Below are 26,059 nucleotides of genomic sequence, written 5' to 3'. Positions count from 1 at the left end.
AAAAAATGGATTTTAAACTACATAACGGAAGCGGAGGTCTCTGCTGCAAAAGTTGCGGCAGGCAAGACAAGCAACTGAACACCTACGACTGGCTGGCCGACATTCCCGGAAACGGAGAAGAAAGCGACCTGGTAGAAGTTCAGTTCAAGAATACCCGTAAAGGATATTTCCGCAATAGCAATCATATACCTCTTGAAAAGGGCGACATCGTTGCCGTAGAAGCAACGCCGGGACATGACATCGGTGTAGTGACCCTAACCGGACGCCTCGTTCCACTGCAAATGCGAAAGGCTAACATCAAGTCTGAGGCTGATATCAAGCGCATCTACCGTAAAGCCAAACAGGTAGATATGGACAAATATAATGAAGCCAAAGGACGCGAACATAATACTATGATACGCGCCCGACAGATTGCCCTCAACCTGAATCTCAACATGAAAATCGGTGATGTGGAATATCAGGGAGACGGTAACAAAGCAATTTTCTATTATATTGCCGATGAGCGTGTAGACTTCCGCCAGCTGATCAAGGTATTGGCAGATGCTTTCCATGTCCGCATTGAAATGAAGCAGATTGGTGCACGCCAAGAGGCCGGACGAATCGGTGGTATCGGCCCATGTGGACGCGAGCTCTGCTGTGCCACCTGGATGACCTCTTTCGTGTCAGTATCCACAAGTGCCGCCCGTTATCAGGATATTTCTCTCAATCCGCAAAAACTGGCAGGACAATGTGCCAAACTGAAATGCTGTCTCAACTATGAAGTGGACTGCTATGTGGAAGCCCAGAAACGTCTTCCTTCCAGAGAGATCGAGTTGGAAACCAAAGACGGTACTTTCTATTTCTTCAAGGCAGATATTCTGAGTAATCAGATAACCTACTCTACCGACAAGAACATTCCTGCCAATCTGGTAACAATCAGTGGTAAGCGTGCATTTGAAATCATCGGTATGAACAAACGGGGTACTAAACCAGAAAGTCTTGTAGAAGAAGCACGCCAAGTGGAACCCAAGAAGCCGATAGATTTGTTGGAACAGGAAAGCTTAACCCGCTTCGACCGTAGTCGTAAAGGTAAAAATGGCGGAGAAAATAACGGTGGCGGAAATGGAAACGGCGGTAATAACAACCGCAAGAAAAAGAAAAAAGGAAATCCGAATCAACCTGGAGATCAACAATCCAGACCACGCCCACAAGGTGCCCCCAGACCACAAGGAGAGCAACCAAGGCAACAGGGGAACCAACCCAGACAACAAGGCGATCAGGTCAGACGCAACAAGCAAAAAAATCGTGAACGAGGAGATGGACAACGTGTTGATAGAGGTCCCAGGCCCAACAATCCACCCAGACCACAAGGAGAGAAACCAGCCGGAAATGAAAAACCTGCTCAAGAATAAAACATCTCTCCTAAAGAGTTTAATACTGCTGTTCATCGCAAGCTTCTACACAGCCTGCGATGAACAGACTGTATATCATTCTTTTCAATCCCTGCCAACGGAAGGCTGGCAGCGGAATGACACACTATTCTTCAATGTTTCGGTTGCAGACTCCGCTACACTCTACAATGTATCCGTAGAAGTAAGAAACCGGAACAATTATCCGTATCAGAATCTGCCCTTACTCATCTACTACGACAGTCCGGAAGTCCCAAATATCAAGCGGGATACATTGGAACTGCGACTTGCTGACAATGCAGGTATTTGGTTAGGAGATGGCTGGGGTGGGTTATATCAATCAACTCTCGCAGCAGGTTTCATCCGTATTGGAAAAGCCGGGGAATACCGCTTCAAAATTATACACCTTCTACCGGACGAAGTTCTTCCAGGTATCAATGATGTAGGAATCAAATTAAAACGCTGACAGTCTCTTTTTGCGTCCTGCATCAATCCGCAGGAAGATGAACAGCAGGATGGTGAATCCCCAAAGCGAAGAACCGCCATAACTAAAGAATGGCAGCGGAATACCAATCACAGGTGTCAATCCCAGCACCATACCTACATTAATAAATAAGTGGAACAGGAATATACTAACGACCGAGTACCCATAGACTCGACCAAAAGTAGACGGTTGCCGCTCCGCCACAGCAATCAGACGGAGTATTAATATAAGGAATAAGAGTAGCACGGCAGTAGAACCTATAAATCCTTCTTCTTCACCTACCGTACAGAAAATAAAGTCCGTATCTTGTTCGGGTACATATTTCAGCTTAGTCTGAGTACCGTTCAGGAAACCCTTTCCTGTCAGACCACCGGAACCAATAGCTATCTTCGACTGGTTGACATTGTATCCGGCACCAGCCAAATCTTCTTCCATACCTAATACCACCTTGATACGTATCTGCTGGTGAGGCTCCAATACTTTATTAAAGAAGTAATCACTGGAATATAAGAAACCGATAGAACCGATAGCAAACATACCTATCAGGAAATAACTAAGATGACGTTCACTTAACGAAAGGAAAATAAGGTACCCAACTACCAGTATACACAGTCCCCATTGCACCCAAACCAAATTAAACGGAATCACATATTCCGATATAAAATAAGCGATTAACAACACTCCAATGGTAACTAACAATATATTGCGTACCGGTTCCCATTTCTTCTTATAAACCCACACCATTCCTGCCGCAGACAGCAAGACCATCGAAAGTACGGCAAACTCCCCTATCGGCGTCGGCGTATCGGCAATAAACACCTGATCAAAACGAATGCCTACCACAAAGTAAACTACCGCACACAACCCGGAAAACAGGACCACACCCGGCATCCCCTCCCGATACAGCACCAAAAAGAAAGCAGTATATACCAACGCGGAGCCAGTCTCCCGCTGCAAGATAATAAGCATCATCGGGAACAGAATAAGAAAAACCATCATCAGGATATTCTTCCAGTTCTTCATGGTGAACGAATAGGAATTCATATACTTGGCAAGAGCCAGTGCCGTAGCAAACTTGGCAAACTCCGCCGGCTGCAAACTTACCGGCCCCATGACCAGCCACGACCTCGATCCCTTCGTATCAGGGGCTATAAAGATAGTAACCACAAGTAATATGGCAAGTGCTATATAAATCAGATAGGCAAACATATCATAAACGCTGTCTTCAAGCATCAATAACACAAACCCCAATCCGAAAGAGCAAATGATCCAAACCAATTGCTTACCTGCACGAGTGGAGAAATCCCAGAAGTCGCGGTCACCATAATCATAGCTTGCCCCGCAAACGCTAAACCAACCGAATGCAATCAGAATCAAGTAAACACAGATCGTTACCCAATCCAGTGATTTCCATATACTATCTCTCCTCGTCACCATACATTATCACACGATTACTCATTTCCTCCGCTCTTTCTTCGCTGGCAGGCGAAAGTTTTCCATTCAAATACTGTTCCATCATTAAAGCACCATAAGGTACTCCGTAGGTTGCCCCCCAACCACCATTCTCCACATAAACAGCAATTGCAATCTTCGGCTTATCCATTGGGGCAAAACCTATAAATGCAGAGTGGTCATGTCCGCGATTCTGTGCCGTACCCGTCTTTCCACAGACTTCTACACCCGGCAGTATGGTTCCGGCTATACGGCAAGTAGCACTTCCGGTAACTCCCGTAACGGCAGCCCGCATACCTTCTACAATTTCTTCATAATAAGAGCGGTCGATAGAAGTGTAACGACGTTCCCGGTAGGTACTATCCAATTCTGCATCCTGAATATCCTTCACGATATGCGGAGTCACAAAATAACCACGATTGGCAATGGTAGCCGCTAAATTTGCCATTTGCAAAGGTGTACTTAAAACTTCACCCTGACCGATAGAAATACTAATTACCGTCAATCCATTCCATGATCCACGATAGGCCTTATCATAAACACCCGCATTGGGAATAAATCCGCGTTTCTCACCCGGCAAGTCCGTTCCCAGCTTATAACCAAATCCTTGAGAAACCATGTGATCTTTCCATACAGTAAGCGCATTCTGTGGTGAACCGTATTTCTTATCACCAAACATGCGATAAAGCCCCCAACAGAAATAAGCATTACACGAAGTGGCAATAGCAGGTATCAGCGGAAGAGGTGATCCATGCCCGTGACATCCCACACGCAGACCTCCATAAATGAATCCGTGAGAACAAGGGAACGATGTGGATGGCTGTATAATACCTTCCTGTAAGAATGTCAGCGCCTGCGCTGTTTTGAAAGTAGACCCCGGAGGATAAACACCCATAATAGCACGATTCAGCAAAGGTTTCTGCTTATCTCTCTGCAGCATATTATGATTTTTACCACGTTGGCGGCCAATCATCAAGTGCGGATCAAAGTTCGGAGCAGATACCAAACAAAGGATCTCCCCCGTTTCCGGCTCAATAGCCACAATTGCACCGATTTTATTCTTCATCAGACGCTCACCCAACATCTGCAAATCAATATCCAACCCTAATTTCAGATTCTTACCCGGTACGGATGGTCGATCCAGTTTCCCATCCATATAGTGGCCCTGAATACGTCCGTGCGCATCACGAAGCAAAACCTCCACTCCTTTTTCGCCACGCAGGTATTTCTCGTATGACTTTTCTATACCTTGCTTACCCACATAATCACCGCGAATGTAATAATCGTCAGCCTCAATATCTCTCATTGAAACCTCACCGATATCCCCCAAAGCATGTCCGGCAGAATTATAAGTGTATTGCCGGATAGTACGTCTCTGAATATAAAAGCCCGGGAATTTAAAGAGTTTTTCCTGGAATACACCGCACTCTTCCGCCGAGAGCTGCGTCATAAACACCTGATGTGTATATCTGGAATAACCGGGATTCATCCAGCGGTTCTTCACATCTTTCATTCGCTTCAGCAGCTGTTCTTTCGTAATATTCAGTGTGCGGCAAAAATCGAGAGTATCCAGTTCCGTCACCTCTCGCGGCACGAATGTGATATCATACGCAGGTTGATTGAACACCAGTAATTTTCCATTGCGGTCATAAATCGCACCGCGCGAAGGATACTGGATTTTATTGAGGAAAGCGTTACTATCTGCGTTCTTCTTGTAAGTATCAGTCATGATCTGCAACACAAAAAGACGCATGATATAAATGATAACAATCACAATTGCTACCCCACCTATCACTAATTTCCGCTTTTCGAGTGTATAATCTTTTGCCATCTTACTTCTTCTTCACTCCTTCTATAGCCATGATACAGGTTATAGTCAGCAACGCACTTGCCACAATTCTCAGCAGCAACGTTCCGATATGGGCGAACGAAAAGAATTCTATGGTAAGTAATATTGCATGATGAATAAAAACGCTAACAACCAAATACTTCAGGAAAGGTACAATTCCCATCGATTTTATCGAAGGAACTATATTCTCAAACGCATCCCTCGGCACAAACAGGCGTAGGAATGTAGGACGCAGAAAAGCCAGTGCCACCGTAGCTGCAGCATTCATACCCGGCGTATCCGAAAAGATATCCACCGTCAGTCCCAGAAAAAACGCCCACAGCATCAAAGTGTTCCGTGGTGTTTCCGACTCGAATTTCAGTATGAGATAAATATATAGAAAAGGAGTGGCATATCCGGCAATATGCACATTATTCAGTATCAGTACCTGCAATAGTACCAAACCGATAAACCAACCTATTTTATGCAGATAATTGATGACCAATTTGATTTACGATTTTATAATTTACGATTTACGATTGAGGTCCCCCCTATCATTTATCACTCCTATCACTCTATCACCTTATCACTCCCATCACTTCTCCTCTTCCTTCTCCAGCGCTTTCTGCTCTTCTTGTCCGGTACGGGCAATCACCCGAACGTTGCTCACCTTTCCGAAGTCCGTAGCCAGTTTTATCTTCAACAGATAAGAGAGGCCGTCGTGAGAATCAGACATATCATCCACCGTTCCCACCATGATGCCTGCAGGAAATACTGTAGAATATCCACTTGTCACCACGGTATCACCCAGGTTAAACTCTGCGTGGCGAGGTAAATCTTTCAGATAAGCATAACGAGAGTCTCCATATTCCCACTTCAAGTAACCGAAATATTCACTGCCCACAATCTTGCAACTGATGCTCGATTTACTGTTCAGCAATGGGATAACGGTAGAGTAATGCGGAGAAGTCTTATAGACAATGCCCACTACTCCGTTGGCATCTACCACTCCCATTTCCGGACGAATACCCGCAGAGGTTCCTTCATCAAGGGTGATATAGTTATCCACCCGGTTCAGACTATTCTTGATGACATTCGCTTTGAAAATATGGTATTCGTCCGGTTCGAGCCGTTCCAGGCTATACAACCGAACAGAGTCCATTCCTTTATTTTTCAGCGTTTTCTCCAGGAAAGCCACCCGCTGCTCCAACCACATATTACGGTCGAGCAAGTCTTCATTGACAGATTTCAGATGGAAATAAGAAGTAATAGTTCCCGAAACATCGTAAACTTTCCCCGCCACACTGTTGGCAGATGTGAAGAACACACTCTGCTGATAGTAGTTGAAACGAAACAATAAAACAAAACTGGCTGCCTCTAACAGTAGAAAGAGGAACCAGTAGTTATATTTAATAAGAAAGTTCAGTAAATTTCGCATATACCTTTATCATCTCATCAGGAATGAGAAACGATCCACATTCTTCAACGCCACACCCGTACCTTTGGCAACAGCATGCAGGGGATCCTCAGCAATATGGAACGGAATGTTAATCTTATCAGTCAAACGCTTATCGAGTCCGCGGAGCAATGCACCACCGCCTGCCAGATAAATACCATTGTGCACGATATCGGCATACAGTTCGGGAGGTGTATTTTCCAGCGCATTCAAGATAGCGGTTTCAATCTTCGAGATTGATTTCTCCAGACAGTGCGCCACTTCCTGATAGCATACAGGCACTTCCATAGGCAGAGCCGTGATACGGTTCGGTCCGTGAACGATATAATCTTCGGGGGCGTCTTCACCAAGTTCGGTCAGGGCGGCACCCGCATTGATCTTAATACGTTCGGCCATACGCTCGCTGACCTTCACATTGTGCTGACGGCTCATATACTCCTGAATGTCTGCAGTAAAGTCATCACCCGCTATGCGGATGGAATTGTTGGCTACGATACCACCCAAGGAGATAACGGCAATTTCCGTAGAACCACCACCTATATCTACAATCATGTTTCCTTCCGGAGCTTCCACATCGATACCGATACCGATAGCGGCAGCCATAGGTTCGAAAATCAGGTAGACATCACGTCCGCCGGCATGCTCGGCAGAGTCGCGCACGGCACGCAGTTCCACTTCAGTACTACCCGAGGGGACACCGATAACCATACGGAGCGAAGGAGAGAACAGACGGTTGCGATTATTCACCATCTTTATCAAACCGCGTATCATCTGCTCGCAAGCATAGAAATCGGCAATTACACCGTCGCGAAGCGGACGGATGGTACGTATGTTTTCGTGGGTCTTTTCGTGCATCATCTTTGCCTTATCACCCACGGCAATCATCTTATCGGTGCGACGGTCGAGAGCTACCACCGAAGGCTCATCCACCACAATCTTACCATTGGTTGTAATAATGGTATTGGCGGTACCAAGGTCCATCGCTATTTCTTGCGTAAAAGAGAATAATCCCATATTCTAAATGTAGAATTAAGAATGAAGAATTAAGAATACTATGCAGAATAACAGCGCAAATAAAGACAGCGCAGCAAATTCTTCATTCTTCATTCATCATTAATATTAGTGTTTGAAATGACGAATTCCTGTGGTCACCATCGCGATGCCATGTTCGTTGCAATAGTCGAACGAAAGCTGATCCTTGATGGAACCACCCGGTTGAATAACTGCGGTCACACCTTCATTTCCGGCAATCTCCACACAGTCGGGGAAGGGGAAGAAAGCGTCGGATGCCATCACAGCACCTTTCAGGTCGAAGCCGAAGTTCTTAGCTTTTTCGATGGCCTGCTTCAAAGCATCCACACGTGAAGTCTGTCCCACACCGCTTGCCAGCAATTGCTTGCCTTTAGCCAGTACGATAGCGTTGGACTTACTGTTCTTCACAATCTTGTTAGCAAAGAGCATGTCTTCTATTTCCTGTGCGGTAGGTGCTTTCGTGGTTGCAGTTTTCAAATCTTCAGGCTTCTCGATGTTCAGGTCACGGTCCTGTACCAACACACCATTCAGGAGAGAACGGAACTGCTTCTTAGGCAGTGCGGCAGGCTTGCGAACCAGAATAATACGGTTTTTCTTCTGTCCCAGGATTTCCAATGCGTCTACATCGTAATCAGGAGCGATAATTACCTCGAAGAAGATTTTATTGATTTCCTCAGCAGCGTCCTTATCGATCACTCCGTTTGTGATGAGTACACCACCGAAAGCGGAAACCGGGTCACCGGCCAATGCATCGTTCCATGCTTCGAGCACCGTGGGGCGTGAAGCCAGACCGCAAGCATTGTTATGCTTCAATACGGCAAACGTTGTCTCCTCAAATTCATCGATCAGGTCAACGGCTGCATTGATATCGAGCAGGTTGTTGTAAGAGATTTCCTTTCCGTGAATCTGGTCGAACATAGCTTCCAGATTTCCGTAGAAGTAACCCTTCTGATGCGGGTTCTCGCCGTAGCGCAAAGTTTTCTGATTATTGGCAGAGCAACGGAATGCGGAACCTTCTTCGCCATCGAAGTAGTTGAAGATGGCTGAATCGTAATGGGAAGAAACGGAAAACGCCTCTTTGGCAAACCAACGGCGTTCTTCCAGCGAAGTGGTAGCTCCATGTTCCATCAGCATATCGCGGAACGGCTGGTATTGTGCCTGAGAAGCAATGATAACCACATCATTGTAATTCTTGGCAGCAGCGCGGATCAGTGAGATACCGCCTATATCTATTTTCTCGATGATAGTCGGCTCGTCGGCACCGGAAGCTACGGTAGCTTCAAACGGATACAAATCGACGATAACGAGGTCTATTTCGGGAATTTCATATTTTTCTATCTGTTGCATATCCTGTTCCAGTCCGCGGCGGCAGAGAATACCACCGAACACCTTTGGATGCAGGGTCTTCACACGTCCACCCAGGATAGAGGGATACGTGGTCAAGTCTTCCACTGCTTTACAGGGATAACCCAGTGATTCTATAAACTGACGAGTTCCGCCTGTTGACAGAAACTCAACTCCTTCTTCATGCAGTTTGGTGATGATTTCGTCCAAACCTTCCTTATGATAAACCGATACTAAAGCGGTTTTAATTCTTTTTGTTTCAGACATGGAATTGCGTATATAAGTATTTGATGCGCAAAGGTACTAAAAATGTTTATTTGCACACATACTCAAACACAATAAATTAGGTATAATTAAAAAAGGCAGCAATCCTGTTTAGGATTTACTGCCTTTATCTTTCTTCTTTGCTAAACGGAGAGGAAATCGCTCCACTGTGCCAGAGCTGTGCCACAGTATTGGCACTGTTTTGCCATCACCTTGGCAAGACTATGCCATGCCTATGGCACAACTGTGCCAAAGCGATGGCAAGACTTACCAGATAGAGATGCGTTCTGCCACCGGTACGAACATCGGATCTTTTTCTGTAATGCCGAATGCCTCATACCATGCTGCAATGTGCGGCAATGCAGCATCTACACGCCATTTGCCCAAAGAATGCACGTCGATCTTCGTCAATTGCAGGATGGCTTCGGGACGGGTATTGTTAGCCCAAACATTGGCATAAGCCAGGAAGAAGCGTTGTTCAGGAGTGAAACCATCTTTTACTTCCAGCGGAGCGGCAGCGGTAGCCTTCTTGAATGCCTGGTAAGATACTTGCAAACCTCCGTGGTCGGCAATGTTCTCACCCAGTGTCATACGACCGTTGGCATGTACCCCCGGTGCAACTTCGATGCTGTCAAAGAAAGCAACCATTACATCGGCACGTTTCTCGAAGTTCTTGGCATCTTCTTCCGTCCACCAGTCTTTCAGATTACCGTCTTTGTCGTACTGGCGTCCCTGGTCGTCGAAGCCGTGTGTCATCTCATGACCGATTACAACACCGATTGCACCGTAATTGAAGGCATCGTCAGCATTCATATCGAAGAACGGATATTGCAGGATACCGGCAGGGAAACAGATTTCGTTCGTTGTCGGGTTGTAATAAGCGTTTACGGTTTGCGGAGTCATCAACCACTCGTCCTTGTCTACCGGTTTGCCGGCTTTGGCAATCATTTCAGCATAGTTCCACAGGCTGGCACGTTTGAAGTTGTTCCAATAAGAGTCGTCTTTGATTTCCAACGTAGAGTAGTCTTTCCACTTATCAGGATAACCGATCTTCACGTGGAAAGTGGCCAGCTTCTCCTGTGCTTTCTTCTTGGTTTCGTCGCTCATCCAGGCAAGGTTGTTGATGCGTTCGCCCAGGCTGGTCTGAAGGTTCTTCACCAAAGATACCATACGTTCCTTGGCAGCGGCAGGGAAGTATTTCTCTACATACATCTGTCCTACGGCTTCACCCAGTGCGGAGCTTACTACAGAAACGGCAGTCTTCCAGCGGGGTTGCATTTCCTGCGTTCCGGACATGGTGCGTTCGTAGAAGTCGAAATTCTGTTGAGCCATCTCGTCATTCAGGAAGTTGGCAGCAGAATCAATCAGTTTCCATTGCAGGTAAAGGGCTTGCTGGTCAACAGGTAAGGAATTCAGAATGTTAGCAGCTTCAGCTACCGAAGCAGGCTGGCCGACAATGATTTCCTTCACATCTGTCAGTCCAAGACCTGAAAGGTAAGCGTCCCAGTTGAAAGTAGGATAATTCTTCTTCACCTCTTCCATGCTCATCTTATTGTAGTTGGCATGCGGGTCACGCAGTTCGGTACGGGAACGGAAAGCTTTGGCAAGGCGTGTTTCCACGTCCATAACCACTTCCATACCCTTCTTGGCAGTAGCCTCATCGAAACCGGCCAACTGATACATTTTCTGTACATGAGTACGGAATGCATCACGGATAGCGGTAGTAGAAGGATCAGTAGCCAGATAGTAATCACGTTCGCCCATGCTCAAACCGCTTTGATAAAGCTGCACAGCGTTCTCGTTACTGTTCATTTCGTCGGCAGCCACATAGAGGCCGAGGTAAGCACCGATGCCCTGTTTGCGCAGATCGGCGAGCAAAGCATAAACAGCTTCTTTATCTTTCAGGGAAGCAATCTGTTCCAGGTCGGCTTTAATAGGAGCAACACCTTCCTTGTTCAGCTTCACGCTGTCCATAACAATCTTGTAGAGGTCGCCTACCTTTTGTGCTACACTGCCTGCTTCGTGCTGAGTGGCAGCCAGTTCTTCGATCAAACCTTGTATCTGCTTACGATTATTCTCGGCAAGTTCTGTAAAAGAACCGTACTGTGAATACTCAGGTGAAAGTGGATGGCTTTCAATCCAACCGCCACAAGCGTACTGATAAAAACTACTCCCCGGAAGGGCAGTTGTGTCAAGATTGGCAAGCTGGATACCGGCTGTCATTTCAGCTTTCTGCTTGCCCGTACCACATCCCACCATCATAAGGCAAGCTGCAGCTAAAGGTAAATAATGAGTTACTTTCATAAGATATAAAATAATGTTATAAAGTGATAGCGTGATAAAGTGATAAGGGGAAGGTATTCACCGTATCGTTTTATTGTTCTCGCTTGGCTTCTTCCAGTTCGGTAGAGACGGCATCCCACTCTTCCAGTACAGAGTCGAGTTGCTGCTTCAGTTTCTGATGCTGCTCGTAGAGGGCCATATCCGAAGCCCCCTCGGGAGTTGCCATGCGGGCTTCGAGGATGGCAATGGCGGATTCGGTCTGCTCTATCTCCGATTCACAATCGGCAACGCGGCGTTCCAGTTTTTTGAGCTTCTTGTTCAGTTCCTTCTGCTCTTCATAAGAAAGCTTGGCGCCGGACGACTGAGTGGCGGTATCCGTATTCTCTTTTCCACCGGAGGGTGAAGTAGAAAGTGCGGGTGCTTTCTGCAATTCGTTCAGGCTCTCTATCTGCTTCTTTTGCAGGAAGTCGTAGATGCCACCGAGGTGTTCTTTCACAACTCCGCCACCGAACTCATATACTTTAGTCGCAAGTCCGTCCAGGAAATCACGGTCGTGGCTTACCAAAATGACCGTACCGTCAAATTCGCGGATGGCATCTTTCAGTACATCCTTCGAACGCATATCGAGGTGGTTGGTCGGTTCGTCCAGTATCAGGAAGTTCACGGGTTCCAGCAGGAGCTTGATCATTGCGAGGCGGGTACGCTCTCCACCGGACAACACTTTCACCTTCTTATCAGAAGCTTCGCCGCCGAACATGAAAGCACCGAGGATGTCACGTATCTTCAGGCGGATATCGCCTACGGCTACGCGGTCGATGGTATCGAATACCGTCAGGCTTTCATCCAGGAGTTGTGCCTGGTTCTGGGCGAAGTAACCGATCTGTACATTATGACCAAGGGTGAGTTTACCGGTATAGTCGGTGATTTCTCCCATGATACATTTTACCAGAGTGGATTTACCTTCACCGTTCTTACCTACGAACGCCACTTTCTCACCACGGTTTATGGTCAGGTTGACATCATGGAAGATGACATGGTCGCCATAGGCTTTCCGGACATCCTCACAGATGACGGGGTAACTTCCGCTACGGCTGCTGCAAGCAAACTTCAGGCGCAATGCCGAGTTGTCTTCCTCGTCCACCTCGATGCGCTCTATCTTTTCCAGTTGTTTGATGCGGCTCTGCACCTGCACGGCTTTCGTGGCTTTATAGCGGAAGCGTTCGATGAAGGCTTCGGTATCTTCTATCTGTTTCTGCTGATTCTCGTAGGCACGAAGTTGCTGTTCACGACGTTCCTTGCGCAGTACGACGAATTCGTCATACTTCACTTTGTAGTCGTAAATCTGTCCGCAAGTGATTTCAATGGTGCGCGTGGTGACGTTATTGAGGAATGCACGGTCGTGACTCACCAATACCACGGCATTGGCACGTGTGGAAAGGAAGTTTTCAAGCCATTGGATACTCTCAATATCCAGGTGGTTGGTAGGTTCGTCGAGCAACAGCACATCGGGACGGCGAAGCAGGAGTTTGGCAAGCTCGATACGCATACGCCAACCACCGGAGAACTCACTGGTGGAGCGGTCGAAGTCTTCGCGGCTGAAACCTAAACCTTGCAAGGTTCGTTCTATTTCAGCACGGAAGTTGGTACCGCCCATCATCAGGAAACGTTCGTTCTCGTGAGTGAAACGGTCGATGAGTTTGTGATAATCTTCGCTATCATAATCAGTGCGTTCGGCAAGTTGCCGGTTCATGCGTTCGATATCCGCCTGCATTTCGAAGATATGTTCGAAAGCAAGTTCTGCCTCTTGCATCACGGTACGCTTATCGCTGAGAATCATCACCTGTGGCAGGTAACCGATAGTACATTCACGGGGAATGGCGACGACACCGGAAGTAGGCTGCTGTAGTCCGGCCAATATCTTGAGCATGGTAGACTTACCCGCACCATTTTTGCCCACCAGGGCGATGCGGTCTTTTTTGTTGATTACGTAAGAGACGTCTTCGAACAGAGGGGTTGCATTAAATTCCACCTTCAGTCCTTCTACTGATATCATAGTGTCAATGAATTTATCGTTCAAGGCTGCAAAGGTAGCGATTTCCAGTGGGATATGACATCGGAAGCGTATATTATTGTATCAATTCCGCATAAAAAGAGCACTTTATCCTTCTATTTTCAGGGGCAAGGTGATTGTAAAGCACGTACCCTTCCCGGCTATGGACACCACTTCGATCTTGCCTTCGAAACGTTTGACGATTGTTTTGCAGATAGCCAGCCCCAACCCCGTACCTTGCTTAAAGGCATCTCCTTTGTAAAAACGATCAAAAATATGTTCGAGTACTTCTTTTGACATACCTGTTCCGGTATCTTCCACAAATATCTTTACATCCCCGGAGGGGGCCGGTCGGTATCCGATACGGATATTTCCTTCGGAAGTAAACTTTATAGCATTGTTCACCAGGTTGTTTATAACCTGACTCAACCGAGCGGGATCGGTATAAACGGTCACCTCCTGCCCGGGAAGATCCAACAACAACTCCACTCCTTCGCACATATTCATCCTTTGCGTACTGCCTATCTCATTCAATACCTCGTGGAGAGAAATGTTGCAAAAGTTAAATTCCATAGTGTTTGACTCTATCTTGGAAAGGTCCAGGATATCGGAGATCAAAACCATCAGCAACTGGCTGTTCTTTTCGATCAGAGAGGTAAATTCTATGATATCTTCTTTGGTCAAGTCCGATTCTCCATAGGCCAACAAGGAAGAAAAACCCACGATAGCATTGAGTGGCGTGCGTATTTCGTGGCTCATATTGGCAAGAAAGATACTTTTCAGTTCATCACTGCGTCGGGCCTTACGCAAGGCTTCATTCAACCGTTCTTCGGTATCCTTATACTTCTGGGTACTCATGCAGATGCCGACTACACGGAAAGGAGTTTCTTTCAACTGCCCGACATAGGTGGACTGGGCTTCGAACCACTCCCAACTGCCGTCGTCACGGCGAAGGCGATATTCGACGGGGGCTTCGTACAGAGTGCCATCCAGTTGCAGGGTTAAGGCGTCAAACAACGACTGACGGTCGTCGGGATGTATCAGGTAGGCAAACTCTTCGGAGGTGAGAGTGTAGTCTCGCGTGGGAATGCCCAAGTATTCGAAGTAGCGGGGATCGATAATCATAAGGTTACGCTCCATGTCGTACGACCATTGAAATATCTGCGTCCGGCTCAGGGCAATGTTCAACAGATGTTCCCGGGTACTTTCTTCCAGCACGTTGCGGTAGTAAAGTACGATTCTTACCAATCGGTTTTCTTCATATATGCCCATCAAAGCACCTTGTATAAGAAAACTGATATGTCTCTTCGGTTCGAGCATGAAGCAATTGGAAGTCAAGTGGATAATGCGCTGACGGTCTTCGTGCAATTCCCGCAGGTAGCGGGGCAGGACATTCTCTTTATCCTGCACAACCTCCAGCATATCGACAACGGGCTTTCCAATGACATCTGCATCCAGTTGAAGTTCATCGCTCATCTGCTTGTTCACACGCCAGATGCAGTCTTCAAGATCAATCATAACAATGCTGACGGGCCATACATCGAACAATTGTTCAGCAATGGCGTTCACAATCCGTACTTCCTGAGGTATATCGGGGTTCATAAGGCTATGTTTATCGTGTAAGGTGACAAAGGTCGGGCATAAACAGGTAGATGGCAAACAAAACGGAAGAAATCAACATTCTATTTCGGCGCAGATATATTCCATCGTTCACATCTTTACATCTTTTAACGGGACAGAAAGGGATAAAAAGGCGAATTTAACGGTTATTCCTGTTGATTATATACCGATATCCTTCAATTTTGCATACCTAAATGGAAAAAGATGAGCATAAGTAAATTCAATATACATGCAGGCTTCACTGCTTACAAGTGTGTCACAGTTAATGAGTTGGAATCTTTATTGGAGAAATCCTATAAGACAGAGGGGGGTATTTTTGCCCTCTGCAACAGGGGTTCCCTGAAAGCAATCATCAACCATACCGAATACCGGATTCGGGCGAATGAGTTAATAGCGCTTCCGCCGGAATCTTTCATCCAACTGCTGGCAACATCGGATGATCTGGAGATGCATACCGTCATGTTTTCACAACAACTGATCCAAAATGCGGGGATGGGTAAGAATATGATGGATAAGTTCTACGTCATCGGTAAGCACTATGTTTTCCCGCTATCGGAAGTGGCTTCCACACTGTATGCGGAGATGTTTACGTTTCTGTCTCACCTTTATAAAGAGGTTGGGGAGAAATTGAGTGAAGCTGTGTCTCAGTCGTTCCTGAGCTTGATGTTACAGGGGGTGTCCGAGCTTTGTCCGGAACAGGCGAAGCTGATAGAGACACCGGGTAGCAGACATTTCCAACAGTACCGGATTTTCGTCCGGATGGTACATGAGGACTATGTCCGGGAGCATCAGGTGGCGTATTATGCCAGGAAGATAAATATGCAAACGTCTGCCCTCTGCCGGCTTGTCAAGAAAGAGTCGGGGCATACGGCGATGGAGATTATCAATAAAACGCTCATCATGGATGCCAAGACGCAACTGCGCACGGAAAATACGTCGGTGAAGGATATTGCGCTGAGCCTGGGGTTCAATAATGCGGCTTTCTTCAATAAATTCTTCAAGAAACATACGGGGGTGACGCCACAGATGTTCCGGAACTCGGTGAGATAGCGGGGATACAAAAAAGTGTCCCTTTCGCAAACCTTTTATGCTGCAAACGAGTTAATTAAGAAGTTATAGAGACTTTTTACGAAAAATACAACTACGTGCATTTAATAAAAATCCCTAAGTTTGCGTCATGAAAAAGTTACTGCTGACTCTGTTCACTTTCCTGATAGCCATTAATGTGGCTTATCCGCAACTCGCCATCCGCCACCGTTTAGCCACTCCCCGGCCTGCCGACTCGCTCGATATAGACTATTACTCCCACAAAAGGGGGCTTCAGGCGGGTACCATGGTCTTCGGCATCAATATGGGAGTCTGGGCCTTCGACCGCTATATCCGTAAGGCTGACTTTGCCTACATCAACGGGCGTACTATCAAAGACAACCTCAAGTATGGCTTCGTGTGGGACAATGATGCCATGGGCACCAATATGTTCATGCACCCCTACCATGGTAGCCTGTACTTCAACTCAGCCCGATCCAACGGATACAATTTCTGGCAGTCCGGGCTCTTTGCCTTCGGCGGCAGTTTCATGTGGGAGATGTTTATGGAGAACGAATATCCCTCTACCAACGACATCATTGCCACCCCCATTGGCGGTATGGCCCTAGGCGAAGTGACTTACAGGGTTTCCGACCTCATCCTCGACGACCGGAAAACCGGTTGGTCACGCTTCGGACTGGAGTTTGCCGGATTCCTGGTGTCCCCCATGCGCGGTTTGACCCGTATTATCAACGGAGATGCCTGGAAGCGGCGTTCCACTTCGGGTAAGCAATTCGGTGTACCCGATGTAAGTGTGGATGTATCTCTGGGCATACGTACCCTGGAACTGAAAGACGAGATTCTGGACAAAGGTGTGGGTCTAGCCTCCGAAATCAACGTCGAATACGGTGACCGCTTCGATGCGGAAGATACCAAACCCTACGACTATTTCTCCATCCAGGCGAACCTGAACTGGCAGAAAGATCAACCGGTCCTGGGACAGATAAACATCGTTGGCCGACTGGTAGCCAAAGAGTTGGTGAACAATGAAAAGCACTATCTCAGCCTTGGGCTGTACCAGCACTTCGACTACTACGATTCGGACACGATATCGGCAGTATCGGCAAAAGTACCTTATAAATTCTGCACACCCGCTTCCGTGGGCGGTGGCCTCATCTACAAAAGAAACCTCAAACGGAACTGGGGAATAGATGGTTACGCCTACCTCAACGCCATCCTTCTGGGAGGTGCCCTCAGCGACTATTATCAAGTGGACGAACGCATCTACAACCTAGCCAGCGGCTACAGTAGCAAGCTCAACTTTAACTTTACCTACAAGGACCGTCTTGCTATATCCACCATCTACGAAGTCTACCACATGTTCACCTGGAAAGGGTATCCCCAAGACATCAACTGGGACGAAGTGGAACCGAAGACACTCAATGCCCAGGGCGACCGTTCAAGAGCCATCCTCCATGCAGTCGGCCTTCGGCTGGACCTGAAATTGCGGAAGCAACTGTACCTCACCGGCACATTTATGAACTACACCCGCGATACCAAATACAGGTATCACGCCAATGTATTTTCCAATACTTCGGAAGGGCGCATTATGCTGACTTATAAATATTGATGAAAAGACTGGAGAAATGAACCGATACCTGTAATATTGTGTAAAATTCAGTTGTCCAATCAGAAGAATTCCTCTACCTTTACACCGGTACATCAAATATTATAGATTATGAAAGGAGAGCGTAACGCACAGGTATATCAAGTAGGGCCTTATCTATTCGGTACTTCCTCCACCATTCCACACTGGAAAACGGAAGAGCTGATTCCCTCCCTGAAACCTTTCCTGTTATCTTTAGATACATACAAAGAGAAAGAACTTAAAATAGCATTCTCACTTGCCGTCCAGCCGGAGAGTGAAATCCAAGAAGAAGACCATGTAAAATATCGCTCACTCGTCGAGTTCGAATGGGAAGGTGCCACATGCAGGATCAGTGTGATTCCGGATACGGACTCTTATCTCATTACCATCCTCGCTCCCAACGATCCGAAAGAGTACACAGCTTATTTCTTCTACGGATTTACCAAAGGTGTCCTGTTCCTGCACGAAACAGAAGCGGATGCATTTGTACTCAACAATATCCTGATGATGATTTATGCTTTCAATACGGCTTGTTCCGATACTGTATTAATGCACGCTTCCGTCATAAAGAAAGATGGAAAGGGATATCTCTTCCAAGGCAAAAGCGGAACAGGAAAAAGTACGCACAGCGGGTTGTGGCTGAAGCATATCCCAGGCTGTGAACTGCTGAACGATGATAATCCCATCGTGCATTTCAACCGGGAAACAGGGGAAGCCACAGTCTACGGTTCGCCCTGGAGCGGAAAGACACCCTGCTACAAGAATGATTCTGTTCCTGTAGGGGCATTTGTACGATTGGAACAGGCTCCGATGAATGAGATTCAACGGGAGAGTCCGGCACGGGCCTTCGCATCACTATTGCCGTCGTGCTCTAATCTGAAGGAAGTGAGAGAATTGAATAATGGTGTCATCGAGACAGTGAAATATCTTGCGGCCCATACTCCGGTGTATTTTCTGAAATGCTTGCCGGACAGGGAGGCGGCGGAGATTTGTTTTAAACAAGCTACAAGAGCTACGAGCTACGAGTGCCTTTCGGTTCATAGCGCAGCCACTCGTAGCTTGTAACTCGTAGCATGTAGCTTATAGCTCGTAGCTAAATCAACATCATGATAGATAACGGACGAAAAAGAATCATCCCGAACGAGGTACTGTTACCCGAAGTAGCACGCCTCATCAGCGAAGGACATACCGTAACCCTGACAGTCAGAGGAAACAGTATGAACCCGTTTCTTGTAGACCGTCGCGACCGCATTATTTTAGGTCCTTTTACCGATGATGATTTACAACCGGGCGTTGCCGTACTTGCCAGAGATACGAACGGACGTATTATCTTCCACCGCATCATCCACCGCAACGGCCAAGAACTAACACTACTGGGAGACGGTAATATACGAATAACCGAACAGACCAACATAGCCAATGTCATGGGAGTAATGGTTGCCGCCATCCGCAAAGAAAAAGAATATCCGTGCAATGGCCGTGTCTGGCAGCGCTATTCTTTCTGGTGGATGAAACTGACCCCTGTAAGGCGATGGCTACTGGCAATATTCAGAAGAAGCAGAATAATAACAACCTAATACATACAAACAATGAAAATTAAGAACGGATTTACCTTACATCAGATTGGTGACGAACATATCATCATGCACAACGGCACAGGAAACGTAGATTTCAGCAATATCATCAGCCTGAACCCTACGGCAACCTGCCTTTGGCAACATGTGGAAGGAACAGATTTCAATACCGACACCCTTACCGATTTCCTTACGGAGAACTACGAAGTAGACGCTGAAACCGCAAAGCGGGATGCAGAACAACTGATAAAGAACTGGCTGGAAGCCGGAATCATAGAATAGCATATGCGTCGTACTTTCCTAACCTTGGTGCGTTCCGGATTATGGAACACCCCCGTCGACCCAACCCCGTTCAGTAGCATGAACACTGCCGACTGGGAAGAAATATACCAGCTGGCACGTACCCAAGCCCTTCTCGCCATTACCTTCGACGGAGTGCTCAGTCTGCCGGCAGAACTGCGCCCACCCCGACCGCTCTATCTGCAATGGGCAGCTAAAGTGGCACAAATCGAGCAGTCTAACCTCCGCCTGAATGAAGAACTCCCGGAAGTTTTTATGCCATACCGGGAAGCCGGTCTACACCCTATTCTACTGAAAGGACAAGGCATCGCCACTCACTACATAAACCCATTGCACCGTCAATGTGGCGACATCGACGTCTATATCGGAAAGGAAGGACAGCCCGTAGCCAACAATATTCTGCTCCGTCACGGTGCAGAGGCAGAAGGAGAAGCATCGGACAAACACGCCAGCTATTCATTTCATGGCGTTCATATAGAAAACCATCGTATCATTCTGCGGATTAACAATCCGGCAGGTAACCGGTACTTCCAGCGTCTGATACAGGAATGGTACCCACAGCATGCTGAAACAAGAGAGATACACGAATATCCCGTCAGCCTCCCGCCTGTAACATTCAATGCGCTGTATATCTTCATGCATGCATTCGTCCATTTCCTGAACAGCGGCATCGGCCTTCGCCAAGTTTGCGACTGGACCCGTCTGTTGGCAACACGTCATGAAGATATTGACAAACTTTTGCTGGAAAAATATTTCCGCAAAGTAGGATTGCTACGTGCCGCAAAAGCTTTCGGATATATCGCCGTGCATTATCTGGGTTTGCCGGAAGACAACCTGCCCTTCTCTGTCAAAGGTATGGAACGGGCAGGAGAAATCTTACTGGATGATATCTTTGCTACCGGAAACTTCGGTCAGCATGACGCACGCATCAAGCCACGTCCCAAAGGTTATTGGGCCGGAAAATGGCACACTTTCTGCCGGGCAACCAAACGCTGCATGAAGCTGCGAAAGTTTGCTCCCAATGAGGCGTTATGGTATCCGGTGACGCTGATAAAGGGAACAGTAACAATACAAATAAATAAGCTACGAGCTACAAAGCTACAAGCTACGAGTGCTATGCAGCATGATAGCGCCAGCCACTCGTAGCTCGTAACTAATTCATTATGAAGACAGAACAAATAAAGTACATCTGGGAAGTATCTCACGGACAACGGGGACGTATTCTCCTCTCCTGCCTCACAGGTATCATTGGGGTAGCGGTTTCTCTTGCCTTTATTTATGCTTCCAAGGTCGTCATCGACATTGCCACAGGTGCCGCCATCGGAAGCCTGACCAATGCCGCTATCCTTACTATTGCTTTGTTAATCGCCCAACTTCTGTGCGGAGCCGTCGACACCTGGCTCAGTGCCCGTATGCAAGTGGAAACAGGAAACGCACTGCGCCACCGCCTATTCTCCCGTCTATTACAAAGCCGTTGGAACGAATTGGAACGCTTCCACACCGGCGATATCGTAAACCGGGTGGAACAAGATACCGCCGCTATCGTGGGGTTACTGACCAGTACAACTCCGGCTTTCATAGTTACCATCGTTCAGTTGGTAGCCGCATTCGTATTCTTCTGCTTTCTCGATCCGTCCCTGCCTTGGGTGGTGGTAGGCATTCTACCTATTTTCCTATTGGGTAGCCGCTTCTATATGAAACGAATGCGCCGCTACACCCGTGAAATCCGGCAGAGCGACAGCCGTATCCAGTCCGTTATACAAGAAAGCCTGCAACACCGAACCGTCATCAAAACCCTGGAACAAAGCGACCGGCATATCGGAAAACTGGATGATCTGCAAGATGCACTCCGTAGTCAGATATTCGGTCGTACCCGCTTTTCACTCTCTGCACGTATGCTGGTGGCATTTGCGTTCTCCGGCGGCTATCTTACAGCATTTCTTTGGGGGGCAGTACGCCTTAGCACAGGGAGTATCACCTTCGGAACAATGACCGCCTTCCTGCAACTGGTAGGAAAAGTGCAACGACCTGCCCTTGATCTTTCACGCCTGCTGCCTTCCTTTATCAATGCCCTCACCGCCGTAGAGCGACTGATGGAACTTGAAGAACTTCCCTCCGAAGCAAGCGGAACAGCGCAACTGTTCCCCCAAACCCCGGACTTACAATTAAAGGATGTCACATTCAGTTATTCAACAGGAGACCGACCTATATTAAATCACTTCTCCTGCAACTTCCCCGCCGGAAGCTGCACTGCCGTATTGGGTGAAACCGGTGCTGGAAAAACGACCCTGATCCGGTTGCTTCTCGCACTCGCTGACCCGCAAGCAGGAAGTATCACCCTTTCATCCGCAAATACAACACAGTCCCTACCCTCAACTTTCAATTCTCAGTCCTCAACTCTTGAAGTTTCCCCTCAAACCCGTTCCAACTTCGTCTATGTCCCCCAAGGAAACACTCTTTTCAGCGGTACCATTCGCGACAACCTATTAATGGGCAATCCTCATGCCACCGAAGCCGAAATGCTCCAGGCTCTCCATACCGCCTGTGCCGACTTCGTTCTCTCTTTACCGGACGGAATAGATACTAACCTCAACGAACAAGGTGGCGGCCTCAGCGAAGGACAAGCCCAGCGTATCGCCATCGCCCGCGCCCTCCTCCGTCCCGGACACATCCTGCTGCTGGACGAAGCCACTTCCGCCCTCGATCCCGAAACGGAACGACTATTAATAGAAAGCCTGCGCAGAAACTGCACAGGCAAAACATTCATCTTCATCACACACCATCCGGCAGTAGCCGAGGCTTGCGAAGCAACTATACAACTTTAAAAGACGCATTGCCATGAAATTAAGAAAGGGAACCATCTCACGACGACTCCCTTTCATTCCTAATTTTAAATTTGCTTTCGCAAAGTTCTCCAGACTTAAAATAGCTTGGCAGGATATTCACCCGCATCCACTAAAGCCTGGATTTTATCTACAACACTTTGACGATCCTCAGGATAAGTCACGCCAAACCATTTGCTTGTAGTATCAAGGACCTCGCATGTAGCGACACCGTCCTGAATCAATTTATCCACCATCAACGGAATGAAGAATTCACTCTTCAGGTTCTCCATATTCTTCGGATCGCTCAGGAAGCTCTTGAAGAAATCGCAGCTGTATGCAAAATAATCGGGAGTAAAGCCCCAGAAGTTCATACTTACCGGAGTAGTTTCGGGAGTAGCCGTCCATTCGCCATTATCGTCAATGTATTTCACTTCTCCGTCCATACGTTGGATCTTAGTGCGCTCTACAACAGAAGTCAGCAGATTGTTGGCATCCGTACCGCAAAGACCGCGAGATACAGTACCGCTATCGCTCAGTGTATTACCAATGCGGAAACCTACCATTGAATATACATTCTTTGAATCTTCGGGCAGTGCAGAAAGGAATTTACCCATTACCTGGAAAGAATCGCGACCATAGAAGTCGTCGCAGTTGATAACGGCAAACGGTTCCTGAATTACATCAGCGCCCATCATTACGGCGTGGTTGGTTCCCCAGGGTTTCGTACGACCTTCGGGGCAAGTGAAGCCTTCGGGCAGATCGTCGATAGACTGGAACACCAATTCGCACGGGATATGACCTTCGTATTTGGAAATAATTTTATCACGAAAGTCTTTCTCAAAATCCTTACGGATTACGAAAACGAGCTTACCAAATCCGGCGTTAATGGCGTCATAAATTGAATAGTCCATAATAGTTTCGCCATTCGGACCCAGTCCGTCCAATTGCTTCAAGCCACCGTAACGGCTGCCCATTCCGGCTGCCAATAAGAATAAAGTTGGTTTCATACTTAGTTATTATTTAAAAAGGTTAGTGTATCCTTGTTTTGATTACGGGGCAAAATTACAAAAAATAAAGTCAAGAAAGGTAGACAATTGGTTCATATTTTAGCTTTATCGTACAAAACCCGCCATTAGAACGGATAACCGATAGCAAAATGCCATGCCATGCCATCTTTAAACTTCGGAATATTATAATATCCCTTCTTACCTGTATCATACGGATCATGCAGTGCCACTCCCCAGTCGAAACGGAATACAAGGAAGTCCAGATCATAACGCAAACCGGCACCTGTACCCAAAGCAACCTGTTTCGGGAAATTCTTCAACGTCAACTGTCCATTGGGACGGGTTTCATCCTTACGCATCAGCCAGACATTACCTGCATCGAGGAAGATAGCTCCGTGCAGGTCGCCGAGAATACGGAAACGATATTCCACGTTTGCTTCCATACGGATATCGCCCACGTGGTTGATATAGGAATACTTTTTCTCTTTATCGGGTGGATAGCCACCGGGACCGATGCTACGGGCAGAATAGGCACGGATACTGTTGGCGCCACCAATATAGAACTGTTCGGTATAAGGCGCAGTCGTTGCATTTCCGTAGGACCAGATTACTCCTCCTGCAATACGGGAAGCAATCATCTGGTTCTTGTCTATCCTGTAGTGATAGCGGAACTCCGAATTCAGCTTCAGGAATTGTGCGAAAGGCACTCCCAGCAATTTCTTGTCTTCCTTGCTGAAAGACTGTCCGAATGCCTTATAAATCAAAGAGGTCAGATTACCGGCAGATCCGAATGTAGTCTGCCACCAGATGGGATTACGTACATTGCGAAGAGAAGCGTTATCATAAGTGTAGGTATATTCCATCTTGGGAATAAACTGATTACGGAGGCTGATGTAAAGAGCCGGGTTCTGAGCCTGTATTTCCTCAAAAGCCGCAGTCGGATTGCGCAGCACATTAAATGTCAATTGGAAGGGCGTGATACTATGTTTCCGGGTAGGCACAGGCTGAAAGTCATACGTGACGTTTCCACCGAAAGCAAGCAGTTTGTAGTACTTGGCACGGTTGATCTGGTCTATGTAGACACGGAAGGTGGTGGAAGCCGGGAAGTCATATTCCTTGGTACCCATCCGAGGGAAGACGATACGTGGGAAGGTAAGTGCAGAAGATAAGCCCAACTCGTAGCTATTCATCAGCGAGCTGCTGTTCTTACCCGTCTGCCATTCATAAGAGCCGTTCACTTTCACATTCCAGGTTTCACCACCGCCAAAGACGTTGTTCTTCGTTACGGTGAAGGCGGCACCGGGGCCGGTCTGGTTATTGCTCTTCATGGTGACATTAAAGTCCAATTCGGCATCATACGGCTTATCCAACATGGCACGGATATTCACATCCAGCGTATCGGAAACGAGTGCTGTATCGCGGGGCGTGTACTGCATCTCCAGATAACGGAAGATGCCCACACTTGCCAGACGCTCCTGGATACGGGTTTGCCGGTATTGGCTATATAGCTTTTCCGGACGACGGCGCATACCTCCCTTGTCCAGTTCCTGGCGTTTCCGTTGGTAACCTTGGTAGTTCAGCCAACGGTGGAGCATATTGGGACGTATCTTCAGTTTATCGTAATAGTGTATCCAGAAAGTCTTGTAGTAAAGACTGTCATTGGGCGTTTGTCCTTGCGGGCCGTGGAGGTAAAAATTAGTTTTACCTACAAAGAAAGGGCGTTCGGCGTCCTTCGGCATACCGGGAACAGGGATCATGCGCAGGCTGACGTGCCCACCGGGAACGAGAGTTGTATCGGCCTGGTAAGTCAGGTAGTCAGGGCGAAAATAGTAATACCCCATATTACGCAGCAAACCGCTGATGCGGGTACGCTCACCATCAAGATCAGTAACATTGAACTGTTCACCCGGACTGATCAGGGAGCGACGGCGACCAAGGTTGATAATCTGCATCGTCGTACTATTGAATCCCCGATAATATACGGTATCAATGAAGTACGGGTTACGCATATCGACCGTGTATTGCAATTTAGCTTTCAGACTGTCCTTAGGATTAACGAAAGTCTGATAACTTACCGTGCCATTGAAGTACCCATAATCGTGCAGGATATTCGTCGCTACTTTCTGCCGGATGTCCGGATTAACGGAAGATATGAGCACGGGAGTAGCGGCAAAGCGATTGAATATCCACTTACCAAAACCTTTTTTGTACTTCGCAAAACCATTGTACACCCACAGTCCGAATGGGAAAGGGATGCGGTATTCAGAGCTACCGAGCAGGGCGTTATTGGGAGCTTTGGCAAGGGCGGCTTCCACTTCTTCCATAGCGGTCTCGCCTACCTTGGTATTGGAGCGGTTCTCTACAATCATCGGCTTCTGACCGGTGTAGAGCACTTCGCCTTCGGGCAGGTGCTTAGTAGTGGAGCAGGCTGCCAGAAGCAGGGTTGCAAGGAGGATGTATACGAGTTTCTTCATTTTG

20 protein-coding genes are annotated in these 26,059 nt (G+C 47.4%); 9 read left to right on the top strand and 11 right to left on the bottom strand.

Annotated elements, in window-relative coordinates; all coding sequences use genetic code 11:
* The first annotated feature begins 5 nt into the window (after positions 1-5).
* Positions 6-1,391 carry a stage 0 sporulation family protein gene (locus tag K6V21_RS09445; RefSeq protein WP_224321602.1) on the top strand — a complete coding sequence of 462 codons (1,386 nt, stop codon included), beginning with the start codon at positions 6-8 and terminating at the stop codon, positions 1,389-1,391.
* Positions 1,369-1,854 carry a gliding motility lipoprotein GldH gene (locus K6V21_RS09440; RefSeq protein ID WP_224321601.1) on the top strand — a complete coding sequence of 162 codons (486 nt, stop codon included), beginning with the start codon at positions 1,369-1,371 and terminating at the stop codon, positions 1,852-1,854. Before K6V21_RS09445 ends, K6V21_RS09440 begins: the two co-directional genes overlap by 23 nt.
* Here K6V21_RS09440 and rodA read toward each other — a convergent pair.
* From rodA to K6V21_RS09395, 9 genes are all read right to left on the bottom strand, one after another.
* The gene (gene rodA / locus K6V21_RS09435; protein ID WP_217714628.1) at positions 1,843-3,309 is read right to left on the bottom strand and encodes a rod shape-determining protein RodA; all 1,467 of its coding nucleotides are present in this window, start codon (positions 3,307-3,309) and stop codon (positions 1,843-1,845) included. The two genes, K6V21_RS09440 and rodA, sit on opposite strands and share 12 nt — an antisense overlap.
* Positions 3,290-5,155, bottom strand: coding sequence for a penicillin-binding protein 2 (gene mrdA / locus K6V21_RS09430; protein WP_044265715.1), 1,866 nt, complete (start codon positions 5,153-5,155; stop codon positions 3,290-3,292). The genes rodA and mrdA overlap by 20 nt, the downstream gene beginning before the upstream one ends.
* Position 5,156: 1 nt before the next feature.
* Positions 5,157-5,657, bottom strand: coding sequence for a rod shape-determining protein MreD (mreD, locus tag K6V21_RS09425; RefSeq protein WP_007219709.1), 501 nt, complete (start codon positions 5,655-5,657; stop codon positions 5,157-5,159).
* Between the two features lie 90 nt (positions 5,658-5,747).
* Positions 5,748-6,590, bottom strand: coding sequence for a rod shape-determining protein MreC (mreC, locus tag K6V21_RS09420; protein ID WP_044265713.1), 843 nt, complete (start codon positions 6,588-6,590; stop codon positions 5,748-5,750).
* 9 nt (positions 6,591-6,599) lie between these two features.
* Positions 6,600-7,622 carry a rod shape-determining protein gene (locus K6V21_RS09415; RefSeq protein WP_007209637.1) on the bottom strand — a complete coding sequence of 341 codons (1,023 nt, stop codon included), beginning with the start codon at positions 7,620-7,622 and terminating at the stop codon, positions 6,600-6,602.
* Positions 7,623-7,727: 105 nt separating this feature from the next.
* Positions 7,728-9,251 (bottom strand): bifunctional phosphoribosylaminoimidazolecarboxamide formyltransferase/IMP cyclohydrolase, encoded by a 1,524-nt coding sequence (gene purH / locus K6V21_RS09410; RefSeq protein WP_217714629.1) that lies wholly within the window; start codon positions 9,249-9,251, stop codon positions 7,728-7,730.
* A gap of 264 nt (positions 9,252-9,515) precedes the next feature.
* Positions 9,516-11,552 carry a M13 family metallopeptidase gene (locus K6V21_RS09405; protein WP_224321600.1) on the bottom strand — a complete coding sequence of 679 codons (2,037 nt, stop codon included), beginning with the start codon at positions 11,550-11,552 and terminating at the stop codon, positions 9,516-9,518.
* 70 nt (positions 11,553-11,622) lie between these two features.
* Positions 11,623-13,584 (bottom strand): ABC-F family ATP-binding cassette domain-containing protein, encoded by a 1,962-nt coding sequence (locus tag K6V21_RS09400; protein ID WP_224321599.1) that lies wholly within the window; start codon positions 13,582-13,584, stop codon positions 11,623-11,625.
* Between the two features lie 105 nt (positions 13,585-13,689).
* Positions 13,690-15,183, bottom strand: coding sequence for an ATP-binding protein (locus tag K6V21_RS09395; protein WP_224321598.1), 1,494 nt, complete (start codon positions 15,181-15,183; stop codon positions 13,690-13,692).
* 222 nt (positions 15,184-15,405) lie between these two features.
* Here K6V21_RS09395 and K6V21_RS09390 point away from each other — a divergent pair, with 222 nt between their 5' ends.
* The 7 genes from K6V21_RS09390 (at position 15,406) to K6V21_RS09360 (ending at position 22,574) form a co-directional block, all read left to right on the top strand.
* A complete protein-coding gene (locus K6V21_RS09390) occupies positions 15,406-16,251 on the top strand; it encodes a helix-turn-helix domain-containing protein (RefSeq protein ID WP_224321597.1) in 846 nt (281 codons plus the stop codon).
* Positions 16,252-16,378: 127 nt separating this feature from the next.
* The gene (locus tag K6V21_RS09385; protein WP_224321596.1) at positions 16,379-17,857 is read left to right on the top strand and encodes a DUF3943 domain-containing protein; all 1,479 of its coding nucleotides are present in this window, start codon (positions 16,379-16,381) and stop codon (positions 17,855-17,857) included.
* 108 nt (positions 17,858-17,965) lie between these two features.
* Positions 17,966-18,940 carry a hypothetical protein gene (locus tag K6V21_RS09380; protein ID WP_224321595.1) on the top strand — a complete coding sequence of 325 codons (975 nt, stop codon included), beginning with the start codon at positions 17,966-17,968 and terminating at the stop codon, positions 18,938-18,940.
* 41 nt (positions 18,941-18,981) lie between these two features.
* On the top strand, positions 18,982-19,452 hold the full coding sequence (locus tag K6V21_RS09375; RefSeq protein ID WP_217714636.1) for a S24/S26 family peptidase: 471 nt from the start codon (positions 18,982-18,984) through the stop codon (positions 19,450-19,452).
* Positions 19,453-19,464: 12 nt separating this feature from the next.
* Entirely contained in the window at positions 19,465-19,731 is a 267-nt protein-coding gene (locus tag K6V21_RS09370) for a PqqD family protein (protein WP_224321594.1), read from the top strand.
* 3 nt (positions 19,732-19,734) lie between these two features.
* A complete protein-coding gene (locus tag K6V21_RS09365) occupies positions 19,735-20,895 on the top strand; it encodes a nucleotidyltransferase family protein (RefSeq protein ID WP_217714637.1) in 1,161 nt (386 codons plus the stop codon).
* 17 nt (positions 20,896-20,912) lie between these two features.
* Complete coding sequence (locus K6V21_RS09360; RefSeq protein WP_224321593.1) at positions 20,913-22,574, top strand: ABC transporter ATP-binding protein; 1,662 nt, start codon at positions 20,913-20,915, stop codon at positions 22,572-22,574.
* Between the two features lie 95 nt (positions 22,575-22,669).
* On the opposite strand, the gene K6V21_RS09355 is transcribed toward K6V21_RS09360, so the two are convergent.
* Together K6V21_RS09355 and K6V21_RS09350 are read right to left on the bottom strand one after the other, a co-directional pair.
* Positions 22,670-23,581 carry a hypothetical protein gene (locus K6V21_RS09355; RefSeq protein WP_007219823.1) on the bottom strand — a complete coding sequence of 304 codons (912 nt, stop codon included), beginning with the start codon at positions 23,579-23,581 and terminating at the stop codon, positions 22,670-22,672.
* Between the two features lie 125 nt (positions 23,582-23,706).
* On the bottom strand, positions 23,707-26,055 hold the full coding sequence (locus K6V21_RS09350) for a BamA/TamA family outer membrane protein (RefSeq protein ID WP_224321592.1): 2,349 nt from the start codon (positions 26,053-26,055) through the stop codon (positions 23,707-23,709).
* Positions 26,056-26,059: the final 4 nt, after the last annotated feature.

The organism is Bacteroides cellulosilyticus, assembly GCF_020091405.1.
Lineage (GTDB): Bacteria > Bacteroidota > Bacteroidia > Bacteroidales > Bacteroidaceae > Bacteroides.
Note: the sequence above shows the minus strand (reverse complement) of the source record. Positions and strands in the feature narration are given on the sequence as shown.

Coding starts and splice junctions, on each gene's coding strand:
- K6V21_RS09350 (WP_224321592.1), bottom strand. CDS start 26,055: ATGAAGAAACTCGTATACATCCTCCTTGCAACCCTGCTTCTGGCAGCC.
- K6V21_RS09365 (WP_217714637.1), top strand. CDS start 19,735: ATGCGTCGTACTTTCCTAACCTTGGTGCGTTCCGGATTATGGAACACC.
- K6V21_RS09355 (WP_007219823.1), bottom strand. CDS start 23,581: ATGAAACCAACTTTATTCTTATTGGCAGCCGGAATGGGCAGCCGTTAC.
- K6V21_RS09415 (WP_007209637.1), bottom strand. CDS start 7,622: ATGGGATTATTCTCTTTTACGCAAGAAATAGCGATGGACCTTGGTACC.
- K6V21_RS09385 (WP_224321596.1), top strand. CDS start 16,379: ATGAAAAAGTTACTGCTGACTCTGTTCACTTTCCTGATAGCCATTAAT.
- rodA (WP_217714628.1), bottom strand. CDS start 3,309: ATGGTGACGAGGAGAGATAGTATATGGAAATCACTGGATTGGGTAACG.
- mreC (WP_044265713.1), bottom strand. CDS start 6,590: ATGCGAAATTTACTGAACTTTCTTATTAAATATAACTACTGGTTCCTC.
- purH (WP_217714629.1), bottom strand. CDS start 9,251: ATGTCTGAAACAAAAAGAATTAAAACCGCTTTAGTATCGGTTTATCAT.
- K6V21_RS09405 (WP_224321600.1), bottom strand. CDS start 11,552: ATGAAAGTAACTCATTATTTACCTTTAGCTGCAGCTTGCCTTATGATG.
- K6V21_RS09400 (WP_224321599.1), bottom strand. CDS start 13,584: ATGATATCAGTAGAAGGACTGAAGGTGGAATTTAATGCAACCCCTCTG.
- K6V21_RS09390 (WP_224321597.1), top strand. CDS start 15,406: ATGAGCATAAGTAAATTCAATATACATGCAGGCTTCACTGCTTACAAG.
- K6V21_RS09445 (WP_224321602.1), top strand. CDS start 6: ATGGATTTTAAACTACATAACGGAAGCGGAGGTCTCTGCTGCAAAAGT.
- K6V21_RS09375 (WP_217714636.1), top strand. CDS start 18,982: ATGATAGATAACGGACGAAAAAGAATCATCCCGAACGAGGTACTGTTA.
- mrdA (WP_044265715.1), bottom strand. CDS start 5,155: ATGGCAAAAGATTATACACTCGAAAAGCGGAAATTAGTGATAGGTGGG.
- K6V21_RS09360 (WP_224321593.1), top strand. CDS start 20,913: ATGAAGACAGAACAAATAAAGTACATCTGGGAAGTATCTCACGGACAA.
- K6V21_RS09370 (WP_224321594.1), top strand. CDS start 19,465: ATGAAAATTAAGAACGGATTTACCTTACATCAGATTGGTGACGAACAT.
- K6V21_RS09380 (WP_224321595.1), top strand. CDS start 17,966: ATGAAAGGAGAGCGTAACGCACAGGTATATCAAGTAGGGCCTTATCTA.
- K6V21_RS09395 (WP_224321598.1), bottom strand. CDS start 15,183: ATGAACCCCGATATACCTCAGGAAGTACGGATTGTGAACGCCATTGCT.
- K6V21_RS09440 (WP_224321601.1), top strand. CDS start 1,369: ATGAAAAACCTGCTCAAGAATAAAACATCTCTCCTAAAGAGTTTAATA.